18 protein-coding genes, 1 riboswitch and 2 other annotated features are annotated in these 18,844 nt (G+C 29.0%); of the genes, 5 read left to right on the top strand and 13 right to left on the bottom strand.

Going from position 1 to position 18,844, the window contains the following annotated elements:
* Nucleotides 1-53: 53 nt before the first annotated feature.
* Together metG and J2Z25_RS06780 are read right to left on the bottom strand one after the other, a co-directional pair.
* Nucleotides 54-1,997, bottom strand: a complete 1,944-nt coding sequence (metG, locus tag J2Z25_RS06775; protein ID WP_008681513.1) for a methionine--tRNA ligase — start codon at nucleotides 1,995-1,997, stop codon at nucleotides 54-56.
* A 72-nt stretch (nucleotides 1,998-2,069) separates the two neighbouring features.
* Nucleotides 2,070-2,307: a binding site (T-box leader), on the bottom strand.
* A 57-nt stretch (nucleotides 2,308-2,364) separates the two neighbouring features.
* The gene (locus J2Z25_RS06780; RefSeq protein WP_008681512.1) at nucleotides 2,365-2,703 is read right to left on the bottom strand and encodes an SdpI family protein; all 339 of its coding nucleotides are present in this window, start codon (nucleotides 2,701-2,703) and stop codon (nucleotides 2,365-2,367) included.
* 248 nt (nucleotides 2,704-2,951) lie between these two features.
* Between J2Z25_RS06780 and J2Z25_RS06785 the strand changes: the two genes are divergently transcribed.
* Together J2Z25_RS06785 and J2Z25_RS06790 are read left to right on the top strand one after the other, a co-directional pair.
* Nucleotides 2,952-3,464, top strand: coding sequence for an FUSC family protein (locus J2Z25_RS06785; protein ID WP_008681511.1), 513 nt, complete (start codon nucleotides 2,952-2,954; stop codon nucleotides 3,462-3,464).
* Nucleotides 3,465-3,503: 39 nt separating this feature from the next.
* On the top strand, nucleotides 3,504-3,995 hold the full coding sequence (locus tag J2Z25_RS06790) for an FUSC family protein (RefSeq protein WP_099346357.1): 492 nt from the start codon (nucleotides 3,504-3,506) through the stop codon (nucleotides 3,993-3,995).
* A gap of 89 nt (nucleotides 3,996-4,084) precedes the next feature.
* Here J2Z25_RS06790 and J2Z25_RS06795 read toward each other — a convergent pair whose 3' ends face one another.
* On the bottom strand, nucleotides 4,085-5,851 hold the full coding sequence (locus J2Z25_RS06795; RefSeq protein ID WP_142419226.1) for an aminopeptidase P family protein: 1,767 nt from the start codon (nucleotides 5,849-5,851) through the stop codon (nucleotides 4,085-4,087).
* A 188-nt stretch (nucleotides 5,852-6,039) separates the two neighbouring features.
* Here J2Z25_RS06795 and J2Z25_RS06800 point away from each other — a divergent pair, with 188 nt between their 5' ends.
* Nucleotides 6,040-6,495: a DUF5680 domain-containing protein gene (locus tag J2Z25_RS06800; protein ID WP_209739273.1), complete on the top strand. Its 456-nt coding sequence runs from the start codon at nucleotides 6,040-6,042 to the stop codon at nucleotides 6,493-6,495.
* Between the two features lie 137 nt (nucleotides 6,496-6,632).
* On the opposite strand, the gene J2Z25_RS06805 is transcribed toward J2Z25_RS06800, so the two are convergent.
* From J2Z25_RS06805 to J2Z25_RS06830, 6 genes are all read right to left on the bottom strand, one after another.
* Nucleotides 6,633-8,360 (bottom strand): Na+/H+ antiporter NhaC family protein, encoded by a 1,728-nt coding sequence (locus J2Z25_RS06805; protein ID WP_209739275.1) that lies wholly within the window; start codon nucleotides 8,358-8,360, stop codon nucleotides 6,633-6,635.
* 120 nt (nucleotides 8,361-8,480) lie between these two features.
* Nucleotides 8,481-8,656, bottom strand: a riboswitch (Lysine riboswitch).
* A gap of 86 nt (nucleotides 8,657-8,742) precedes the next feature.
* Nucleotides 8,743-9,975 (bottom strand): aminopeptidase P family protein, encoded by a 1,233-nt coding sequence (locus J2Z25_RS06810; RefSeq protein WP_209739277.1) that lies wholly within the window; start codon nucleotides 9,973-9,975, stop codon nucleotides 8,743-8,745.
* An 18-nt stretch (nucleotides 9,976-9,993) separates the two neighbouring features.
* Nucleotides 9,994-10,434, bottom strand: a complete 441-nt coding sequence (locus J2Z25_RS06815; protein ID WP_008681505.1) for an ACT domain-containing protein — start codon at nucleotides 10,432-10,434, stop codon at nucleotides 9,994-9,996.
* A gap of 108 nt (nucleotides 10,435-10,542) precedes the next feature.
* Nucleotides 10,543-10,755 (bottom strand): hypothetical protein, encoded by a 213-nt coding sequence (locus J2Z25_RS06820; protein ID WP_209739280.1) that lies wholly within the window; start codon nucleotides 10,753-10,755, stop codon nucleotides 10,543-10,545.
* Between the two features lie 122 nt (nucleotides 10,756-10,877).
* A complete protein-coding gene (locus tag J2Z25_RS06825) occupies nucleotides 10,878-11,402 on the bottom strand; it encodes a spore maturation protein (RefSeq protein WP_209739282.1) in 525 nt (174 codons plus the stop codon).
* A 16-nt stretch (nucleotides 11,403-11,418) separates the two neighbouring features.
* Nucleotides 11,419-11,994 carry a nucleoside recognition domain-containing protein gene (locus J2Z25_RS06830; RefSeq protein WP_209739284.1) on the bottom strand — a complete coding sequence of 192 codons (576 nt, stop codon included), beginning with the start codon at nucleotides 11,992-11,994 and terminating at the stop codon, nucleotides 11,419-11,421.
* 115 nt (nucleotides 11,995-12,109) lie between these two features.
* On the opposite strand from J2Z25_RS06830, the gene J2Z25_RS06835 reads away from it, so the two are divergent.
* Nucleotides 12,110-12,295 (top strand): hypothetical protein, encoded by a 186-nt coding sequence (locus J2Z25_RS06835; protein ID WP_008681503.1) that lies wholly within the window; start codon nucleotides 12,110-12,112, stop codon nucleotides 12,293-12,295.
* A gap of 257 nt (nucleotides 12,296-12,552) precedes the next feature.
* Here the strand turns inward: J2Z25_RS06835 and J2Z25_RS06840 are convergent, their stop codons facing one another.
* Together J2Z25_RS06840 and ileS are read right to left on the bottom strand one after the other, a co-directional pair.
* Nucleotides 12,553-13,551 (bottom strand): LacI family DNA-binding transcriptional regulator, encoded by a 999-nt coding sequence (locus J2Z25_RS06840; protein WP_008681502.1) that lies wholly within the window; start codon nucleotides 13,549-13,551, stop codon nucleotides 12,553-12,555.
* A 367-nt stretch (nucleotides 13,552-13,918) separates the two neighbouring features.
* A complete protein-coding gene (gene ileS, locus J2Z25_RS06845) occupies nucleotides 13,919-17,029 on the bottom strand; it encodes an isoleucine--tRNA ligase (RefSeq protein WP_209739286.1) in 3,111 nt (1,036 codons plus the stop codon).
* 175 nt (nucleotides 17,030-17,204) lie between these two features.
* Nucleotides 17,205-17,461 (bottom strand) — a binding site (T-box leader).
* 291 nt (nucleotides 17,462-17,752) lie between these two features.
* Here ileS and J2Z25_RS06850 point away from each other — a divergent pair.
* Entirely contained in the window at nucleotides 17,753-17,971 is a 219-nt protein-coding gene (locus tag J2Z25_RS06850) for a (2Fe-2S)-binding protein (protein WP_008681498.1), read from the top strand.
* Nucleotides 17,972-18,150: 179 nt separating this feature from the next.
* On the opposite strand, the gene J2Z25_RS06855 is transcribed toward J2Z25_RS06850, so the two are convergent.
* The gene (locus J2Z25_RS06855) at nucleotides 18,151-18,333 is read right to left on the bottom strand and encodes a hypothetical protein (RefSeq protein ID WP_008681495.1); all 183 of its coding nucleotides are present in this window, start codon (nucleotides 18,331-18,333) and stop codon (nucleotides 18,151-18,153) included.
* A gap of 132 nt (nucleotides 18,334-18,465) precedes the next feature.
* Entirely contained in the window at nucleotides 18,466-18,828 is a 363-nt protein-coding gene (locus J2Z25_RS06860) for a hypothetical protein (RefSeq protein ID WP_209739288.1), read from the bottom strand.
* Nucleotides 18,829-18,844 lie beyond the last annotated feature (16 nt).

Consider the following 18,844-nt stretch of genomic DNA (forward strand, 5'->3'; position numbering starts at 1 on the left):
TGTAATTGAATTATATCCTTAACTTTTTAACTTTTCATTATTTCACTTCTTAACTATCTTACTACGCTTCCTGTTGGTAGTTCTCCTGGATTTACTACTTTTAATAAGCTATCATCATCTGTTGATGCTGCTAATATCATACCTTGTGATAATTCGCCTCTTAATGTTACAGGTTTTAAATTAGCTACTAATACCACATATTTTCCAACTAAGTCTTCTGGTTTGTAGTATTGTGCTATTCCTGAAACTACCTGTCTTTCTTCTCCATTTAAATCTACTTTTAGTTTTAATAACTTTTTAGCTTTCTTTATAGGCTCACATTCTAATACTTTTACTACTCTTAAGTCTATTTTCTCGAAGTCTTCTATAGTTATTTCTTCTTTAATTGGAGTTATTTCTCTCTTTTCTTCCTTTTTATTAGCTGCTAATTGTGCTTCTCTTAATGCTTCTAACTCTGCTATTTTTTTATCTACGTCTATTCTTGGGAATAAAGCTTCACCTTTTTGAACCTTAGTTCCAACTATTGTTCCATTAAAATCATTTAATGATTCAAATGTAATATTGCTTGCATTTATTTGCTCATTAATTTTCTTACTTGTATCTGGTAAGAATGCAGATAATAAAACTGATGAGAATCTTAAGCTTTCTATTAAGTTATATAAAACTGTTCCAAGTCTTTCTTTCTTATCTTCGTCCTTAGCTAATATCCAAGGAGTTGTTTCATCTATATACTTGTTTGCTCTACCTATTAATTCAAATATATTTTCTAATGCTTCTGGAATTCTTAAGTCATCTATAGCCTTATTAACTTTCTTTGGAGTTTCTAATGCTAAGCTTATTAATTCATCATCTATAGCTTCTTTTATATTATTGTTTGGGATTACTCCATCAAAATATTTTTCAATCATAGCTACAGTTCTTGATAATAAGTTTCCTAAGTCATTACATAAGTCTGAATTTATCTTCTTTATAAATATCTCATTATTAAATAATCCATCTGATCCAAACGGTATTTCTCTTAATAGATAATATCTAACTGCATCAACACCAAAGTTTTCAACTAATGTTACTGGATCAACTACATTACCTTTAGATTTAGACATCTTTCCCCCATCAACAAGTAACCATCCATGACCGAATACTTGCTTTGGCAATGGTAAATCTAATGCCATTAACATAATTGGCCAATAAATAGTATGGAATCTTAAAATATCCTTACCAATTAAATGTACATCAGCAGGCCAATATTTATCGTATAAATCTTTGTTATCACTACCATATCCTAAAGCAGTTATATAGTTTGAAAGTGCATCTATCCAAACATATACAACATGGTTTTCATCAAATGTTACAGGAACTCCCCAGTTAAAGCTAGTTCTTGAAACACAAAGATCTTGTAATCCTGGCTTTAAGAAATTATTAACCATTTCATTTTTTCTTGATTCTGGTTGTATAAAATCTGGATGAGTTTCAATATACTCCATTAACTTATCAGCATAATTACTCATCTTAAAGAAGTAAGCTTCTTCCTTTGATTTTTCTACTGGTCTACCACAATCAGGACAATTTCCATTAACTAATTGAGTTTCTGTCCAGAAAGATTCACATGGAGTACAATATAAACCTTCATATGATGATTTATAAATATCTCCCTTGTCATATAATTTTTTAAATATATCTTGAACAGCTTTTATATGATAATCATCAGTTGTTCTGATAAACTTATCATAGCTAATATTCATCATCTTCCATAAATCTTTTATTCCTGATACTATTTCGTCTACGTGCTCTTTTGGTGTTATTCCCTTTTCTTCTGCTATCCTTTGTATCTTTTGACCATGTTCATCTGTTCCAGTCAAAAACATTACATCATATCCAGTTAATCTCTTATATCTTGCAAGAGCATCTGCTGCTACAGTTGTATAAGTGTTTCCAATATGAAGTTTAGTTGATGGATAATAAATTGGTGTAGTTATATAATATGTCTTTTTACACATACCATTTCTCCTCCCTAACATTGTTATCTTCTTTATAATAAAAAAATCTCTATATAGGTATATTAAGACCTATATAGAGACGTATTATACGTGTTACCACTCTAATTCATACTTATTTCACAATAAATATCTCACTAGGTGAATTTAATCACCCTGCAATATAACGGTTGCTCCCGTATTCCTCTAACTGAATAGCTCAAGAAATATGCTCCAAGGCCATCTTCATAAAGATTCTTGCCGCTAGCTTTCACCTTACCTAGCTCTCTTTAGGACATTCTTTCTTTACTACTCTTCTTTTCATCGCACTTTTCATTTATTATTATGATATTCTATATTAAAAATACTGTCAATTATTTTTAGTATATGATTATTTATCAAACTTTTTCTTTATTAACTTATCAATCATTAATCTTGATAATAAAACCATAAATAAACTAAACAGCAATATAAATGTAAAAGTATTTTCACCAATTATAAATAATACTATAGCATTAATTATAAATAATCCCGTTCCTACAGATCCATAAATTTTACCTGCTAATTTATTTGAATACTCCCATGAATATTTATCATTTAATGAATACTTATGTTTATATCCTATTTTTGTATCTGGATATTTAGTTGAACTAGTTTCATATAGTCCTCCGAAGATAAACATACCTATCGGAATTATTTCTACTATCAATAAGTAAACCCAAAAACTCATATAATCAATCCTTATTAAACATATTTGTAATATTTATATTTTATAATAACAATAACTATATCTGCAATATATATTTATAATATGTAGTTACTATTTATTTTCACTTAGTAACTACGTATTATAAATATAATTGCTAATCTAGTAGTACTTAAATTTTTATATAGACTTATAACCTTAAGTTACTTTTATATGCTAATCTTATATAACTTATATGCTATAATATTATAAAAAAGATTGGAGTTGATGCTGTGGAAAACTTTGAATTACCTCATATAGGCTCTAGAAATATTAAAACAGCCCTTTCTGTTTTAATTTGCCTTATATTTTGGCCAAATTCTCTTTTTGCTGCAATAGCAGCTGTGATCTGTGTTCAAGACACAGTAGAAAACTCAGTTAAAATTGGCCTTAATAGATTGATAGGAACTTTACTTGGTGGTATATTAGGCGTTATATTACTTTTTACAATAAATAAATTAAACTTAACATCATTTTCAACAATAATAACTGCTATTGGAGTGTCTTTAATAATTTATATTTGTAATTTAATTAAAAAACCTGCTGCATGTTCTATTGCTTCTATAGTATTAATTGGTATACTTATTTCTCAAAGTTATGATAACCCATTAATATATTCTATTAGAAGAACTGTAGAAACAGCATTTGGAATAATAGTTGCTATAATTATTAACAAATATGTTCATCCACCCAAAAATAAAAAGCAAAAAACAAATGAAAAATTAGAAAATACAAATAATAAATAAAAATAAATTTACTTACAAAAGATTAAGGGAGAAAATAATATGAATCTTACACTTCCTAAGGTTGGACTTAGGACTATAAAAACCGCCGTTTCAGTATTTCTATGCTTATTACTATTTCCTAACGAGCCATTCTTTGCATGTTTAACTGCTGTTATCTGTGTTCAAGATACAGTTGCAAGCTCAGTTAAAATGGCTATAAATAGAGGGCTTGGGACAATAGTCGGGGCAATTATAGGACTATTATTTTTAATTATTTGCAGATATTTTAAATTTAATATCCAATCTATAGCTCTAAGTAAAATATTAATTTATATAGCTATATCTATAGGTATAATAGTAGTTATCTATTCTTGTAACTTACTAAAAAAGCCTGGTGCAATTAATGTATCTTGTATTGCATTTCTTGGCGTAACTACTATTCATGCTTTTACAGACCCATTCTATTATGCAACTAATAGAATAATAGAAACTCTTTTTGGAATTTTAATAGCTTTACTTATTAATAAATTTATTTTACCACCTAAAGAGTAACTTATTAGTAATGTAAATGGACATATTAAGTTTACCTATCCTTTCCTTCAAGATAGGCTTAGATAAACTTAACTATGTCCATTTAGCAACTATATTTCTCTTGTTTGAACCTTTAAAAATTCTATTTCTTCATCATTCAAATAAGGACTTAACTTTTCAAATACAATCTTATGATAGTTATTTAACCAATCTCTTTCTTCATTTGTAAGCATTTCTATAACTACTCCATTTAAGTCTATTGGACAATATGATATTGTCTTGAATTTATAAAACTCCCCAAACTCTTCCGAATTTATGTCTTTTACAACTAAAAGAGTATTTTCTATTCTTATACCATGCTTTCCTTCCTTATATACACCCGGCTCATTAGTTATTATCATACCTGGCTTTAATACTGTTGAATTTCCCTCTGGTCTTATTCCTTGTGGTCCTTCATGAACATTTAAGAAATATCCAACACCATGACCAGTTCCACATTTATAATCTATTCCATAATTCCATAAAGGCCTTCTAGCTAATATATCTAAATTAACTCCTGTAGTACCCTTTAAGAATTTTGCTGTTGATAAAGCTATGTGCCCCTTTAATACAAGAGTAAAATCTCGCTTTTCCTCTTCAGTAATATTACCCAAAATAAAAGTCCTTGTTATATCCGTTGTTCCATCAAGATATTGTCCACCAGAATCTACAAGAAACATTCCTTCTTGTTTTATCTCATAGTCAGTTGCTTCTGTTGCTGAATAATGCATCATGGCTGCATGTTCTTTATATCCTGCTATAGTTCCAAAACTATCTCCCTTATAATTTTCACCCTTAGATCTAAATTCAGTTAACTTTTTACTTGCTGATATTTCAGTTATTTTTTCTTTTCCTAGATTATCTTTTAACCACTTTATAAATTTAACCATAGCAACGCCATCTCTAACCTGAGATTTTTCTGTATTTGCTATTTCAACTTCATTTTTTATAGCTTTTAATTTTGTAGTAATATTCATCTCATTTATTACTTTTACATCACTACTCAAACATGAGTATATCTTAGCATTTAATTTATTTGGATCTATTATAGTTCTATCCTCTATTAATTTTACATGTTCTTCTATTTCATCATATTCATATATTTCAAAGCCTTCATTTTTTAACTTTTCTTTTGTATTATCATCTATCTTAGCATTATTTATATATAAATTTGCATAATTTTCATTGATAAGAACATAAGAAAGTGCAACTGGATTAAATTTAACATCATTTCCTCTTATATTACAAAGCCATGCTATATCATCTAAAGAAGATATTATATAATTTTTAGCATCTTTTTCTTTCATATGTTTTCTAACTTCTTGTAATTTCTCAGAAGCATATTTGCCAGAATAAGCTTCCCCATGTAAAAAGATTTTACTTTTAGGTAATTCAGGCCTTGCTTCCCAAATATTCTTTAATAAATCATTATCCATATTAATGCTAAAATTATTTTCTTTAGATATATCTAAAAATCCCTTGTATTGATTAACTGAAAATAATCTTCCATCAAATCCTAAGGTTTTTTTAGATTTAATATTTTTCTTTATCCACTCTTCAATAGTTGGATATCCTGGCGTTCTCATTTTCATAAGTGAAATTCCACTTCCATTAAGCTCTCTTTCAGCCTGAATGAAATATCTACCATCAGTCCATAAAAATGCCTCTTTTAAACCAACCAAAAGTACTCCTGCTGATCCTGTAAAACCTGATATAAATTCTCTTCCCTTAAAATGCTCCGCAACATATTCACTTTGATGTGAATCGCTACTTGGAATGATATAATAATCTATGTTTTCTTTTTCCATAGCTTCTCTGAGTTTTTCTAAATTATTCATATTTGCCCCCTTAATCAACTTAAGATCTGTTAAGTTATATATTTTTATAAATAATATTATAGCCATATATTTCATGATAATCTATATATTCATTTAATTCTAAATATATTGTATTTTCTGAAAACTTATTGATTTAATTAAATTTTTTTTATATAATCTATGTATTGCATAAAAAGGGGGAGACTTATATGGGAAATGTATCTAAATTTAAAGACTTTTTAGTAGAAGCTAAGAGAAATACTTATGCTTCAAAAGCTAAGAAAGAAGAATCTTCTAGACCAAACTCAAAAGACTACGCTTATAAAAAATATAATTATTATTACCTTGATAGTCATGTTGGAGATAAGGAGTTCATAGGCGAGGAATTAGTTTGGCACAACGAAAAGGTCTGCTGGGGTATGAATTACAAGGGACAAGTTCTTATTAATGAAACACCTTCTGGGTTTAATAAGTTTTTAAGAAGCGCTTTAAAAAACGTATCAGAAGATTCTCCATTTAGAGGTCCAAAATACTTTAAAAATGAAGACTTTATTTATGAATGTACTTGGGATGGAGATTTATCTTCATTTAATGGAGTTGAATCAATATCTTATAATGGAAATGAAATATTTAAGCTTTATTTTCATGGTGGAAGTCTTAAATAAATATTTTCAAATTAAAATGAAGCTCTACAAGCAGATATCTTGTAGAGCTTCATTTATTATATATTTAATAATATCAACTTTGCCTATATCTTAGCTGCGTCCTAGTTCATTAATCTTCTAAATCAATTTATAATTTTCTATTTTGCTTCTTCAACCTTTTTACCTAGTATTTGTACTCCTAAGAACACTGCTATTATAGATATTGGAAGCACTATATACCATTGCAATCCAAAACCTGCTGGTATATATCCAAATAAAATTGTTATAGCTGCTATAAATAAAGCATACCACATTTGAGTATTTACGTGAGCTATATGGTTACATCCTGCCCCCATTGATGAAAGAATTGTAGTGTCTGATATCGGTGAGCAATGATCACCAAAGATAGCTCCAGTTAATACTGCACTTGTACTAACAATTACATAACTCATATCTGGGTTCATCGAATATGCTAATGGTATTGCAAGCGGCATCAATATTCCCATAGTTCCATATGCAGTTCCTGTTGCAAATGAAATAATAGCACCTAGTATAAATATAAGGCTTGGAAGTAAGAAGTTAGGTAATGATCCTGAAAGTAATGAAACTAAATATTTTGCTGTTCCTAGATCTTTTATTACAGAACTTAGTGACCAAGCTAGTAATAATATTACACCTGTTATTAATAAAGGTTTCATACCATCTATCCATGTATCTATTGCTTCTGAAACTGTAAATATTTTTTTAGCTACTCCCATTATTATTGACACTATACTTGCTACTAATGCTGATTGGAACAAAGCAACTGATGCATCTGATGCACTAAAAGCTTCTTGTATTGCTTTAAATGATAATGGTGAATTAGTCATTATTCCTTGAAGGGCAACGTCCTCTCCCCCCATTATTGCGGAATAACCACTAAAATAGAAACAAAGTAATGCGGTTATAACTAGCACACCTATTGGAATTATCGCATTCCATATACTTAGCTTTATCCCTTCCTTTGGTTCAAGCTCATCATGATCCATATTAGAATCTGATGCAACTTCCTCTTCTTCAAAACTTAAGCCTCTTCTTCTTGCTTCTACTTCTGCCCTATACATAGGACCAAATTCCTTTAATAATATTGAAGTAATAAATACAAAAACTAATATTAGTATATTATAGAATCTATAAGGTATTGTTTGTAAAAATACTCCAAAAGCATCAACCTCTTGACCTATTCCATTAATAAAAGCATCATTTATTAAGCCAACTTCTAATCCTATCCATGTAGATACAATAGCTAATCCAGCAATCGGAGCTGCTGTTGCATCTATAATAAATGCTAATCTTTCTCTTGATATCTTCATTTTATCTGCTACAGGCTTCATAATAGGACCTACTATTAATGAATTAGCATAATCATCAAAAAACACAGCTAATCCTAATAAAAGAGTAACAACTTGAGTACTTTTTGCAGTCTTAGCCTTTCTTGCTAGGGCTTCCGCAACTGCCTTAGCTCCTCCCATTTTAGCAACTAAATGTATAACTCCACCTATAACTAATACTTGAAGAATTATACCAGCATTCCACGGATCAGCTAATGAGTTTAAGATCCTGGATACAAAATCTAAAAATGACTGTACGATAGCACTTAAAAATGAATTATCTACTAGCTGTACTAAGAAAGTTCCTGATAATGTTCCAATAAATAAAGATATAATTACGTTCTTTGTTAAAAAAGCTAATACTATTGCTACAACAGGTGGTATTAAAGTTAGTAACCCATAATGGTTTGCATTAGATGTAGCTGTATCTACCTCTGCAGCAAAAACTATTGATGTTGATAGTAAAGTCATCATAATAGTCATTAATAATACTTTAAGACTTTTTTTATTATTCATATTTACTCCCCCTTAATATAGTGTTGTAAATAATTAAAGGGCAGAAATTAAAAAGAGCCTTGAGTTTTCACTCAAGGCTATAAATATACTCTAAACTATAATAGAAAAAAGTAACATTCCTCAAGCGATAGCTCACCACAAAATAAGTTTGTGACAGTGTTACATATATTTTATGCAACCCCAGCCATATGATTTTAAAGCATCAATCATACGCTTCGGCGATATTTCCTTTCCTATTAAATCACTGTGCTTACCTCATTAATAGTACTCTTAAGTATCGCGCCTCTACCCTTGTCGTTATTCACATTTAATTTATACTAATATTATATAATTATCAACTTACTAAATCAACCATAATTATTAGTCCTAATTTTTAATAATCCTATTTATCTGCCATAAAAGCTTCTATTTCCTCTACTGTTTTAATCATTTCTTTTGTTAACACTTCATTTCCATCTTCAGTAATTAAAACATCATCTTCTATTCTTATACCAATACCTTCATTTTCGATGTATATTCCTGGTTCAACAGTATATATCATTCCAGTCTCAAATGTAACATCTCTATTTTCTAACTCTATGTCATGGGTATCCATTCCTAAACTATGACCTATACTATGATAATAGAATTTTGATACATCATCTTTTTCTGTCATTAATCCAAGTGAAATACATTCTTCTGAAATCCAATCCTTTGCCTTTTTATTTAAATCAACAAACTTAACTCCTGGCTTCATTTCTTTAATAACTTTTTCATTTACTCTAAGAACAGCATTATACACTTCTTTTTGCCTTTCAGTAAACTTACCGTTGATAGGAAATGTTCTTGATATATCTCCATTATAATATTTATATTGAGCACCCAAATCAAATAATATTAAATCTCCATCCTTTAATTCTGAGTCATTAGTTACATAATGTAGCACTGTAGCATTTTTTCCAGCTGCTGCAATAGTTTTAAAAGCAAAATCCTTTACTCCATTTTTCTTGCAGATTAAATCAAAATATGCTTCTAGTTCATATTCCTTAATCCCAGACTTAGAATTTCTCATTAATTCTTTTACGCCTTCTATTGTGATATCTATTGCTTTTCTTATTCTGCTGACTTCTTCATCAGTTTTAATAAGCCTTAGATTTCCTATAAGCTTAAAAGCATTTTTAATATTTATATTATAATATTTATGTTTAATTTCATTTACATACTTATATGATGTATTTCCAGCCTCTAGGTCAAGATATATATTTATCTCTTCTTTGTTAAGAACTACTTTTTCTATAAAATTATTAAATTCTCCAAGGTATTTAACATCTTCAATCATACAAATTTGAGAGACTTCTTCTTTTCTAATAGTCTTACCTTCCCATTTTTCTGCAATAGGATCAACTTCTTTTATAAACAAATATTCATTTGTTTTACCATTAATCTTAGATAAGACTAAAATATGATTTTCTTCATCAATACCAGTTAAATAATAAAAATTTCTATTTGGTGTAAAAGGATATTTTTCATCTGCAGTTTTCTTTGGAGCCTTTCCTGCAAATAAAATCAGTAAAGAATTATCATCAATACTCTCTAATACCTTACTTCTATTATTCTTATAGAATTCCTTATTCATAAATTCACTTCCTCTTTTTTATTCCATAGCTAACACTTTAACACTAACAACATTAGGTAATGCCCTTAAAGTATTAACTAAGTGTTTTAAATCCTTTTTCATATTAGATATATCCAACGTTATGGTTACATTTGCAGCCATATTTATAGGTATATCTTGATTTATTGTTAATATATTTCCCTTATTAAAAGCAATACAATCTAAAACTTTAGATAAAGTTCCAGTTTCATGAGATAATAGTACAACTAAGGTTATCTTTTTACTATTTATCCCCTCTGACATAGGAAAAACATAATCCTTATATTTATAAAATGTACTTCTACTTATTCCTGTTTGCTTTACAGCTTCACTTATGTCTTTTGCTCTTCCCGTAAAAAGACTTTCTTTAACTTCTAAAACCTTTTTAAAAACTTCCGGTAGAACTTTACTACTAATAATATAAAACTTTTCTGAAGCCATAACATCACCTGCCCCTATATGAAAATTAAATAAGCTATATAATTAATAATTATATAGCTTATTTAAAAGAAAATACATATTATTCGTAATGTTTATTTTTTATTATATTTATATATGAATCTTATTTGACTTCTTAACTCTTTCTATAAAAGTTTTTATTAGCGAAACCAAAATAGATATAACTCCTCCTAATGCAAAGCAAAGCTGTATGTTTCCAACAAATAAACCAACTAATACTCCAATTCCTACTCCATATGCTAAAAATATAGCTAAGACTTTTATTTCTTCATCTGACAAAAATAATCTGTCATTCCACTCCATCTCTTATCCACTTCCCTCCTTTATTTCTATAAATTTATTATAGAATATTTTTTACATTAACTAGTTACAAAATTATTACGTATTGTTTAAAAATTATTAATTATTCTGTATATTTTCCCAAATTATAATAAAAGCCTAATTACTAAAAAAACTGCAGCTATTATTGCAGTTATATCAGCTAGTATTGCTGCCCATAATGTGTGCCTAATTTTCTTAATTTGTACAGCTCCAAAATAAACTGTTATTGTATAAAATATAGTTTCTGTTGTTCCCATAATTACTGAAGATATTAATCCTATAGTAGTGTCTGGTCCATATGTCTTTAAGATATCTGTTAAAATCCCAACAGCACCACTACCCGATAATGGTTTAACTAATACTAATGGAATAACTTCTTTTGGTAGACCAATTAATCCACCTATTGGAGCTATCATATTATTTAATATATCTAATAACTTTGCCTCTCTAAATATGTTTACAGCTATAATCATAGCTAATAAGTATGGAAATATGTTTAAACAAACTTTTAGTCCATCCTTTGCACCTTCTATAAACCATTCATAAACCTTTCGTCCCTTAAACATTCCATAAGTAATAATTATTATAACTATTATAGGAATTATGCTTTTCGTTAAATATTGAAACATCTGAAGACTCCCCCTTTTAAAAATACCGCTGTAGTATTTTGCAACAAATAACTCCCATTACTGTAGCAATAGTGCTTGCTAACACAGCTGGCATTATTATTGCTCCTGGATTACTTGATCCACAAGCTGCTCTTATTGAAATTACAGTAGATGGAACTAGCTGTATGCAAGCTGCATTCAAAACTAAAAAAAGAGACATATCATTTGAAGCAGTTCCTTTTTCTTTATTTAACCTATCCATTTCTTGCATAGCTTTAATTCCAAATGGAGTTGCTGCATTTCCAAGTCCCATCATATTAGCAGTTATATTCATTACTATTGCTCCTAAAGCCTTTTCATCTTTTGCTGCTTCTTTAAATATTAACTTTAAAATAGGTCTTAAAATTTTTGCCAATTTGTTAGTAAACCCACTTTTTTCAGCCACTTTCATTACTCCACACCAAAAACACATAAGCCCAACTAATCCTATAATAAGAGAAACTGTTGAGTCAGCTGAAGATATTATAGCCTTAGATATCACCTCTCCATTTCCTGTGAGTAACCCAATTAGCACTCCTAAAAATATCATTCCGAACCAAATATAATTTATCAAAATCTCACCTCTTATGAATTACTTATACAATATATGCCTTGCATCTAATATTTATTAGTGATAGGATAAATATATGTAATATTAATTATGTTTATATACATAAAGGAGACGAATTATGAAGGAATCTAACTTAAAAATAGCTCAAAAAGACATTGATGACGCCCTAAAAACAGTAGAAGATATAGTAAGTGTACTAGATAACACTGATCTTCCTAAAAATGTATTAAAAGAAAAATTTGTTACATTAACAGAAAAAGTTCAGGAATTAGAGAATATATTAAAAACTGAAGGAATTCTTTAAATTTATAATAAAACAAAAAAGCAACTTCATTTCTGAAGTTGCTTTTTTGTAACCCATAACTCACATTCTCTTATTGATTAGATAACCCATTTCTAATCAGACCATACACTATCATGCTTTCTCATACACATAGTCGAAATTGAAAACGTTTAATAATATATTAACATAATTATATCACAATTTCTATTTTGTGGCAATATATAAAGGTATAAAAAAGTAGGAATATTGAAACATATTCAATATTCCTACTTAAAACTTTACTTACAACTTTCTCTTTCTATAAGTTGATAGTCGAGAACATATTGTGATTCTTCTAATTCCTTTTTATTTAACATCTTTATAAGCATTCTCATTGCTACTGATCCCATATCATAACTTGGTTGCTTTATTGTTGTTATCTTAGGATAGAAAACTGAAGAAACTGCATTATCATTAAACCCTATAACGCTTACATCTTCTGGAACTCTTTTACCACGCTCTCTCAATGCATTTATTACTCCCATAGCAATTTCATCCGAAGCACAAACTACTGCTTCATAATTCTTCTTGCTGTTTTCAAAATACTCAATTGCTTCATATCCAGTCTTAACTTTTAATCCTTTAGTATAAACTAAATCCTCATCTACATTAAGACCTTTTTCATTTAGAGCCTTTTCATATCCTATGTATCTATCTCCCCAAGCATTCATACTCTCTTTCTTGGCACCTACATATGCTATGTTATTTAATCCTTTGTTTAATAAATAATTTGTAGCTTCCTCTAAAGCCTTTACATTATCTATTATTACACTTGGTAAACTTTCCTCTTTATCTTTAGATTCAACCAATACTGTAGTCAAATCTAATTCATTTATGATATTTAAAGTTTCTTCTTGTAATGATGAACTCATATATATAACTCCATCAACCATTTTCTCTTTAAGTACTCTTAAATATTCCTTTTCCTTTTCATCGTCGAAATCAGAGTTACATAATATAACGTTATAATCATATATATTAGCAACATCCTCTGCTCCTCTAACTATTTCAGGATAAAAACCACTTGAAATATCCGGAACTAAAATACCGACTGTTTTTGTCTTTTGCGTCTTTAAGCTTCTTGCTACTATATTAGGTCTATATCCAAGTTTTTTTATAGCGTCTAAAACCTTCTTCTTTGTATCTTCATTTACAACATCTATATCATTTAAAACTCTGGAAACAGTAGCAATTGAAACGCCCGCTTCTCTAGCAACATCTTTTATAGAAGTAGCCATACCAACATCACTCCATTTTTCTTTATAATCTTTTATCCTATTCTAACTATATATTATACTATTTGCAAATAATTAATACAATATTCAAGGTTTCTCTTTATAATAATTTACTATATATTTGCAATAAAGATGTCATATTCGCCTAAAACATACTGTCAAATAATGGCATTTAAATAAAATTAGAATCTTTTAACTTGTGTGAATACCAAATAATATATATTAAATCAAGATTTCCTTTACTTAAATAATTCTTTTAACTATTTAATCAAATACTATATTTAATTATATAGTATTTGAAAATATAAATTAGAGTTAAAAAGTTAGAAGCTTAATGAAAACCTCTAACTTTATTAACTTATTTCTTAATTTAATTCATTACTTCAACTGTCATATTTAACTTTTCACCATTTATAACAGTTTCAGTATAATCTACTTTTTCATTAATAGTAATTTCTTGAGTTAGTGTTTCTCTCTTTATTACATCAGAATACTTGTTAATAACACCTATTAGCATATCATTATCCGCAACAAATAATTTAATCTTATCTGCTACTTCAAAACCTTTTTCTTTTCTCATGTTCTGTATCTTTGATATTATTTCTCTTAGGTGTCCTTCTTCTCTTAATTCTTCTGTGATAGTTGTATCTAAAACAACACCTATTTGACCCTCACCAGCAAAAGCATATCCTTCTAATCCTTGCATTGTTACTAAAACACTTTCACTATTTAAAACTATTTCTGTTCCATCTACTACTATAGTTTCAGTACCACCATTTTGAAGCTTTTGTGCTAATTCCATTTGATTTCTTGAAGCTATTTCTTTTCTTATTCCTGGAATTAACTTACCATACGCTCTACCTAATACAGGTAAGTTAGGTTTAATTTCAAAATTAACATATTGTGATAAGTCAGCACCAAACTCTACTAATTTTATATTAAGCTCATCTTTTATAATATCGCCATAGTATCCTGGTATTGCATCTGTTGATAATAGCATCTTTGAAAGCGGCTGTCTATTCTTGATATTAGCTCCATTTCTAGCACTTCTTCCAAGTTTAACAATTGTGTAAGCTAAATCCATTTCCTTCTCTAGATTTTCATCAATAGCACTTTCATCTACAGATGGCCATGAACATAAGTGTACGCTTTCCACAGCTGATTTATCTAATCCAATAACTAGGTTTTGATAAATTTCCTCAGTTATAAACGGTACAAATGGAGCTGCAACTTTAACTAAAGTAGTTAAAACTCTATATAAAGTAACATAAGCGCCAATCTTATCTTCTGTTAAATCTTCTGACCAATATCTAGCTCTATTTCTTCTTACATACCAGTTTGATAACTCATCTGTAAATTCCTCTATAATTAATGCAGCTTGAGTTATTTGATATGAATTTAAATTGCTATCTACATCCTTAATTAATGTATTAAGCTTTGACATTATCCATTTATCCATTACATTTTCTGATTTGAAATCTTTATAATCTAATGGATTAAATTTATCTAATTCTGCATATAAAACATAGAATGAATATACATTCCAGAAAGTACTTAAGAACTTTCTTTGAGCTTCTGCTACATCATCAATAGAGAACCTTGTTGGAAGCCATGGAGCACTTGCAGTGTAGAAGTGCCATCTTGTTGCATCTGCGCCTTGCGCATCTAAAACTTCAAATGGATCTACAACATTTCCCTTTGATTTTGACATCTTTAATCCCTTTTTATCTAATACGTGTCCTAAAACTATACAGTTTTCAAAAGGATTAGTTTCAAATATAGCTGTTGAAATAGCTAATAATGTATAGAACCAACCTCTAGTTTGGTCAACAGCTTCTGAAATAAATTGAGCTGGGAAATTCTTTTCAAATAGCTCTTTATTTTCAAATGGATAGTGTAACTGTGCAAAAGGCATTGATCCTGAATCAAACCAACAATCTATAACTTCAGCAGTTCTTGTCATTTCTTTGTTACACTTAGGACAATTTAAATGAATGTTATCTATATATGGCTTATGAAGCTCTATATCATCAGGAACATTAATTCCTTTTTCCTTTAATTCTGCGATACTTCCTATACATTCTCTATGGCCACATTCACATTCCCAAATAGGAAGTGGAGTACCCCAATATCTATCTCTTGATATACCCCAATCAATAACATTTTCTAAGAACTTACCAAATCTACCTGTTCTAATGTTGTCTGGATACCAGTTAATTTTATTATTATTTTCTAAAAGCTTATCTCTAAGCCTAGTCATTGCAACAAACCAGCTTTCTCTTGGATAATAAAGAAGTGGTGTGTCACATCTCCAGCAGTGTGGATATGAGTGAAGATGCTTTTCAGCCTTAAATAACTTATTATCCTCTTCTAGATACTTAACTATGCTTTCATCGCACTTCTTAACAAACTTTCCTGCCCAAGGAGTTACTTCATCTACGAAATTACCACTTGCATCTACTAAGTTTATAAATCCAATGCCATTCTTCTTTGCAACTATGCTATCATCTTCACCATAAGCTGGTGCTATATGAACTATACCAGTACCATCTGATAAAGTTACATAATCTCCATGTATAACTTCAAAAGCTTTTCCTTCAACTTCACCAAAAGGAAGTAATCTTTCATATTTAGTACCTAGTAACTCAGTTCCCTTGAATTCCTTAACTACTTCGTAGTCTTCCCCTAAAACTTTTGGAGCTAATTCTTTAGCAACTATTAATATCTCATCTCCGACTTTAGCTTCAATATAATCATAAGCTTTATTAACACATAATGCTAAATTGGATGGTAAAGTCCAAGGAGTTGTTGTCCAAGCTAGAATATATTTATTTTCTTCGCCTTCAACTTTGAACTTAGCTATAGCTGTCAAATCTTTTACATCCTTATATCCTTGTGAAACTTCGTGAGAAGAAAGACCTGTTCCACATCTTGGGCAATATGGCATTACCTTATGTCCCTTATATAAAAGACATTTTTCCCACATTTGACTTAATGCCCACCAAACAGATTCTATATATGAGTTATGATATGTAACATAAGGCTTTTCCATATCTACCCAATATCCTATTTGGTCAGTCATCTTTTCCCACATGTTAACATAAGTAAATACTGATTCTTTACATTCAGTTACGAATTTTTCTACTCCATAACCTTCAATTTGCTCCTTACCAGAAATACCTAACTTCTTTTCAATTTCAAGTTCAACAGGTAATCCATGAGTATCCCAACCAGCTTTTCTTATAACTTTATATCCCTTCATAACCTTATACCTTGGGATAATATCCTTCATAACTCTTGTTAAAACGTGTCCTACATGTGGTCTTCCATTTGCTGTTGGAGGTCCATCATAAAATGTAAAATATTCACCATCTTGATTCATATCAAAATTCTTTTTAATGACATTATTTTCTTTCCAAAGGTCTGCTACTTCTTTTTCCATACCAACAAAACCTTTTGGTAATTCAACCTTTTTATACATATCTTAACTCCCTTCTGTTAATTACTTCATATAAAAGCTAACTGCTTTGAGTCTACACTTATTACTAATCTTAAATCTATATTTTACATTATTAACTATAGTCTAGTAATTATTCATTAGCTAATAATAGCTATCAGATGATAAATATACAGATTTAAATAAAAAAAACTCCGCCCAATAGGACGAAGATTATTCGCTATACCACCTAAGGTTAGAAGTTCCCCATAAATAAATATGAAAAACCCTTTCAATTCGAGTACAAACATACTCTATCCCTTAACGCAGGATAACGTGAAAAACTTAATCAGTAATTTTGAACCTTTCAGTCTCAAACTCCTAGGTGATTTTCCTTAATCTTCTCTATGACTTTTCACCAACCAGCCACTCTCTTAAAGTATCCAACTAAGTACTTTTCCTAATCACAGTCTTTAACTATTATAATGAAATAATACAAATATAATCATTATGTTAATAATAATTATATTCTACTACAAAGTAAAATAATATAAAAGATTATATTTAAGAATATTTAAATAAATTTTTCGCAAAATAAAAATATAATGTTTATTCTTGACACTAAAAATTAACTAATAATTTTTATCAATTAGTATTGACTTTCTTTATTGCTAAATATATAATAAAAACATAAAGAATAAACATTAAATTTATTTTTTATCCCCTTTATTTTCCTTAGTCGATTTCTTAATACAGGAGGAAAACTAAATGGAAAATAACTTAAACGAACAAGTCCTTGATAAGATTACTAAAGTTTGTACTTGCAAGGCAATACCAAGATCCAAAATAAAAGATGCAATCAAAGCCGGAGCCCACACTGTGGCAGAAGTTTCTAAGGCAACAGGAGCTTGCACAGGTGGATGCAGAGGCTACAGATGTACCCCTACAATCCAAAATTTGATTGATAAACATCTGGAAAATAACTAATATAGTTCCCCCAAACTATATTAGCATATAGATTATATCTCCCCTAAAACCACCTGTTATGGAAGCAGGTGGTTTTTTTATATTTTCCTTCTCCCAATACTAAATTGGACATATGTAAATTTGCATTGACTTAGAGAAAAATAACTAAGTAACCAAATTTATATATGTCCTTTCTTAATTTAAAAAATTCTAATAGATAATCCAAAATTTTTAAATGTATCTTTTGTCATATCAATATGTTCTAAATCCTTATTTTCAACCTTATCTTTTGTTATACTTTCACAAGTCAATTCATCTACTTTATTCTCCACATATTTTCTAATTCTTCTTGGAGTTGGTATAACAATTGCTTTAAATATCATATATATATCTCCCCAAATAATTGCTTTATACTATAATTATATTTACATTTATATTTAATATTCATCAAAACAAATAAAATCCCAAACTCCTTAGAGAATGGGATCTATAAGCAAATGTTAATATAAAATACTTCAGTTTATTATATTGAAGTTCATTATAATCCAGTCTATAGCTCCTCCATATAAAATAATGATTAAACTAATTATTATTAAAACAATTTTATACGAAAATACACTATACTTTTCCTTCCATTGATCAATAAATAAAAACTTTTTCTCATCTCTTCTCCTTAGTATTAAAATAGATCCTAAAATCATTCCTAATGGTCCAATTATAAGCAATCCACTTCTTACAATATTTAATGATTGTTGCCAATTAAACTTCGATATTATTAATGAAATCATTCCTACACCTAAAATCATTGCTAAAGATATAAAGCTTCCAATAATGATGCATTTTATAAAATCTTTTATTATTCCATTTAATTTTTGCATGTACTTCTCTCCTAAA

Origin of the sequence: Clostridium tertium, from assembly GCF_017873245.1 — a bacterium.
In the GTDB taxonomy this organism is placed as follows: Bacteria; Bacillota; Clostridia; order Clostridiales; family Clostridiaceae; genus Clostridium; species Clostridium tertium.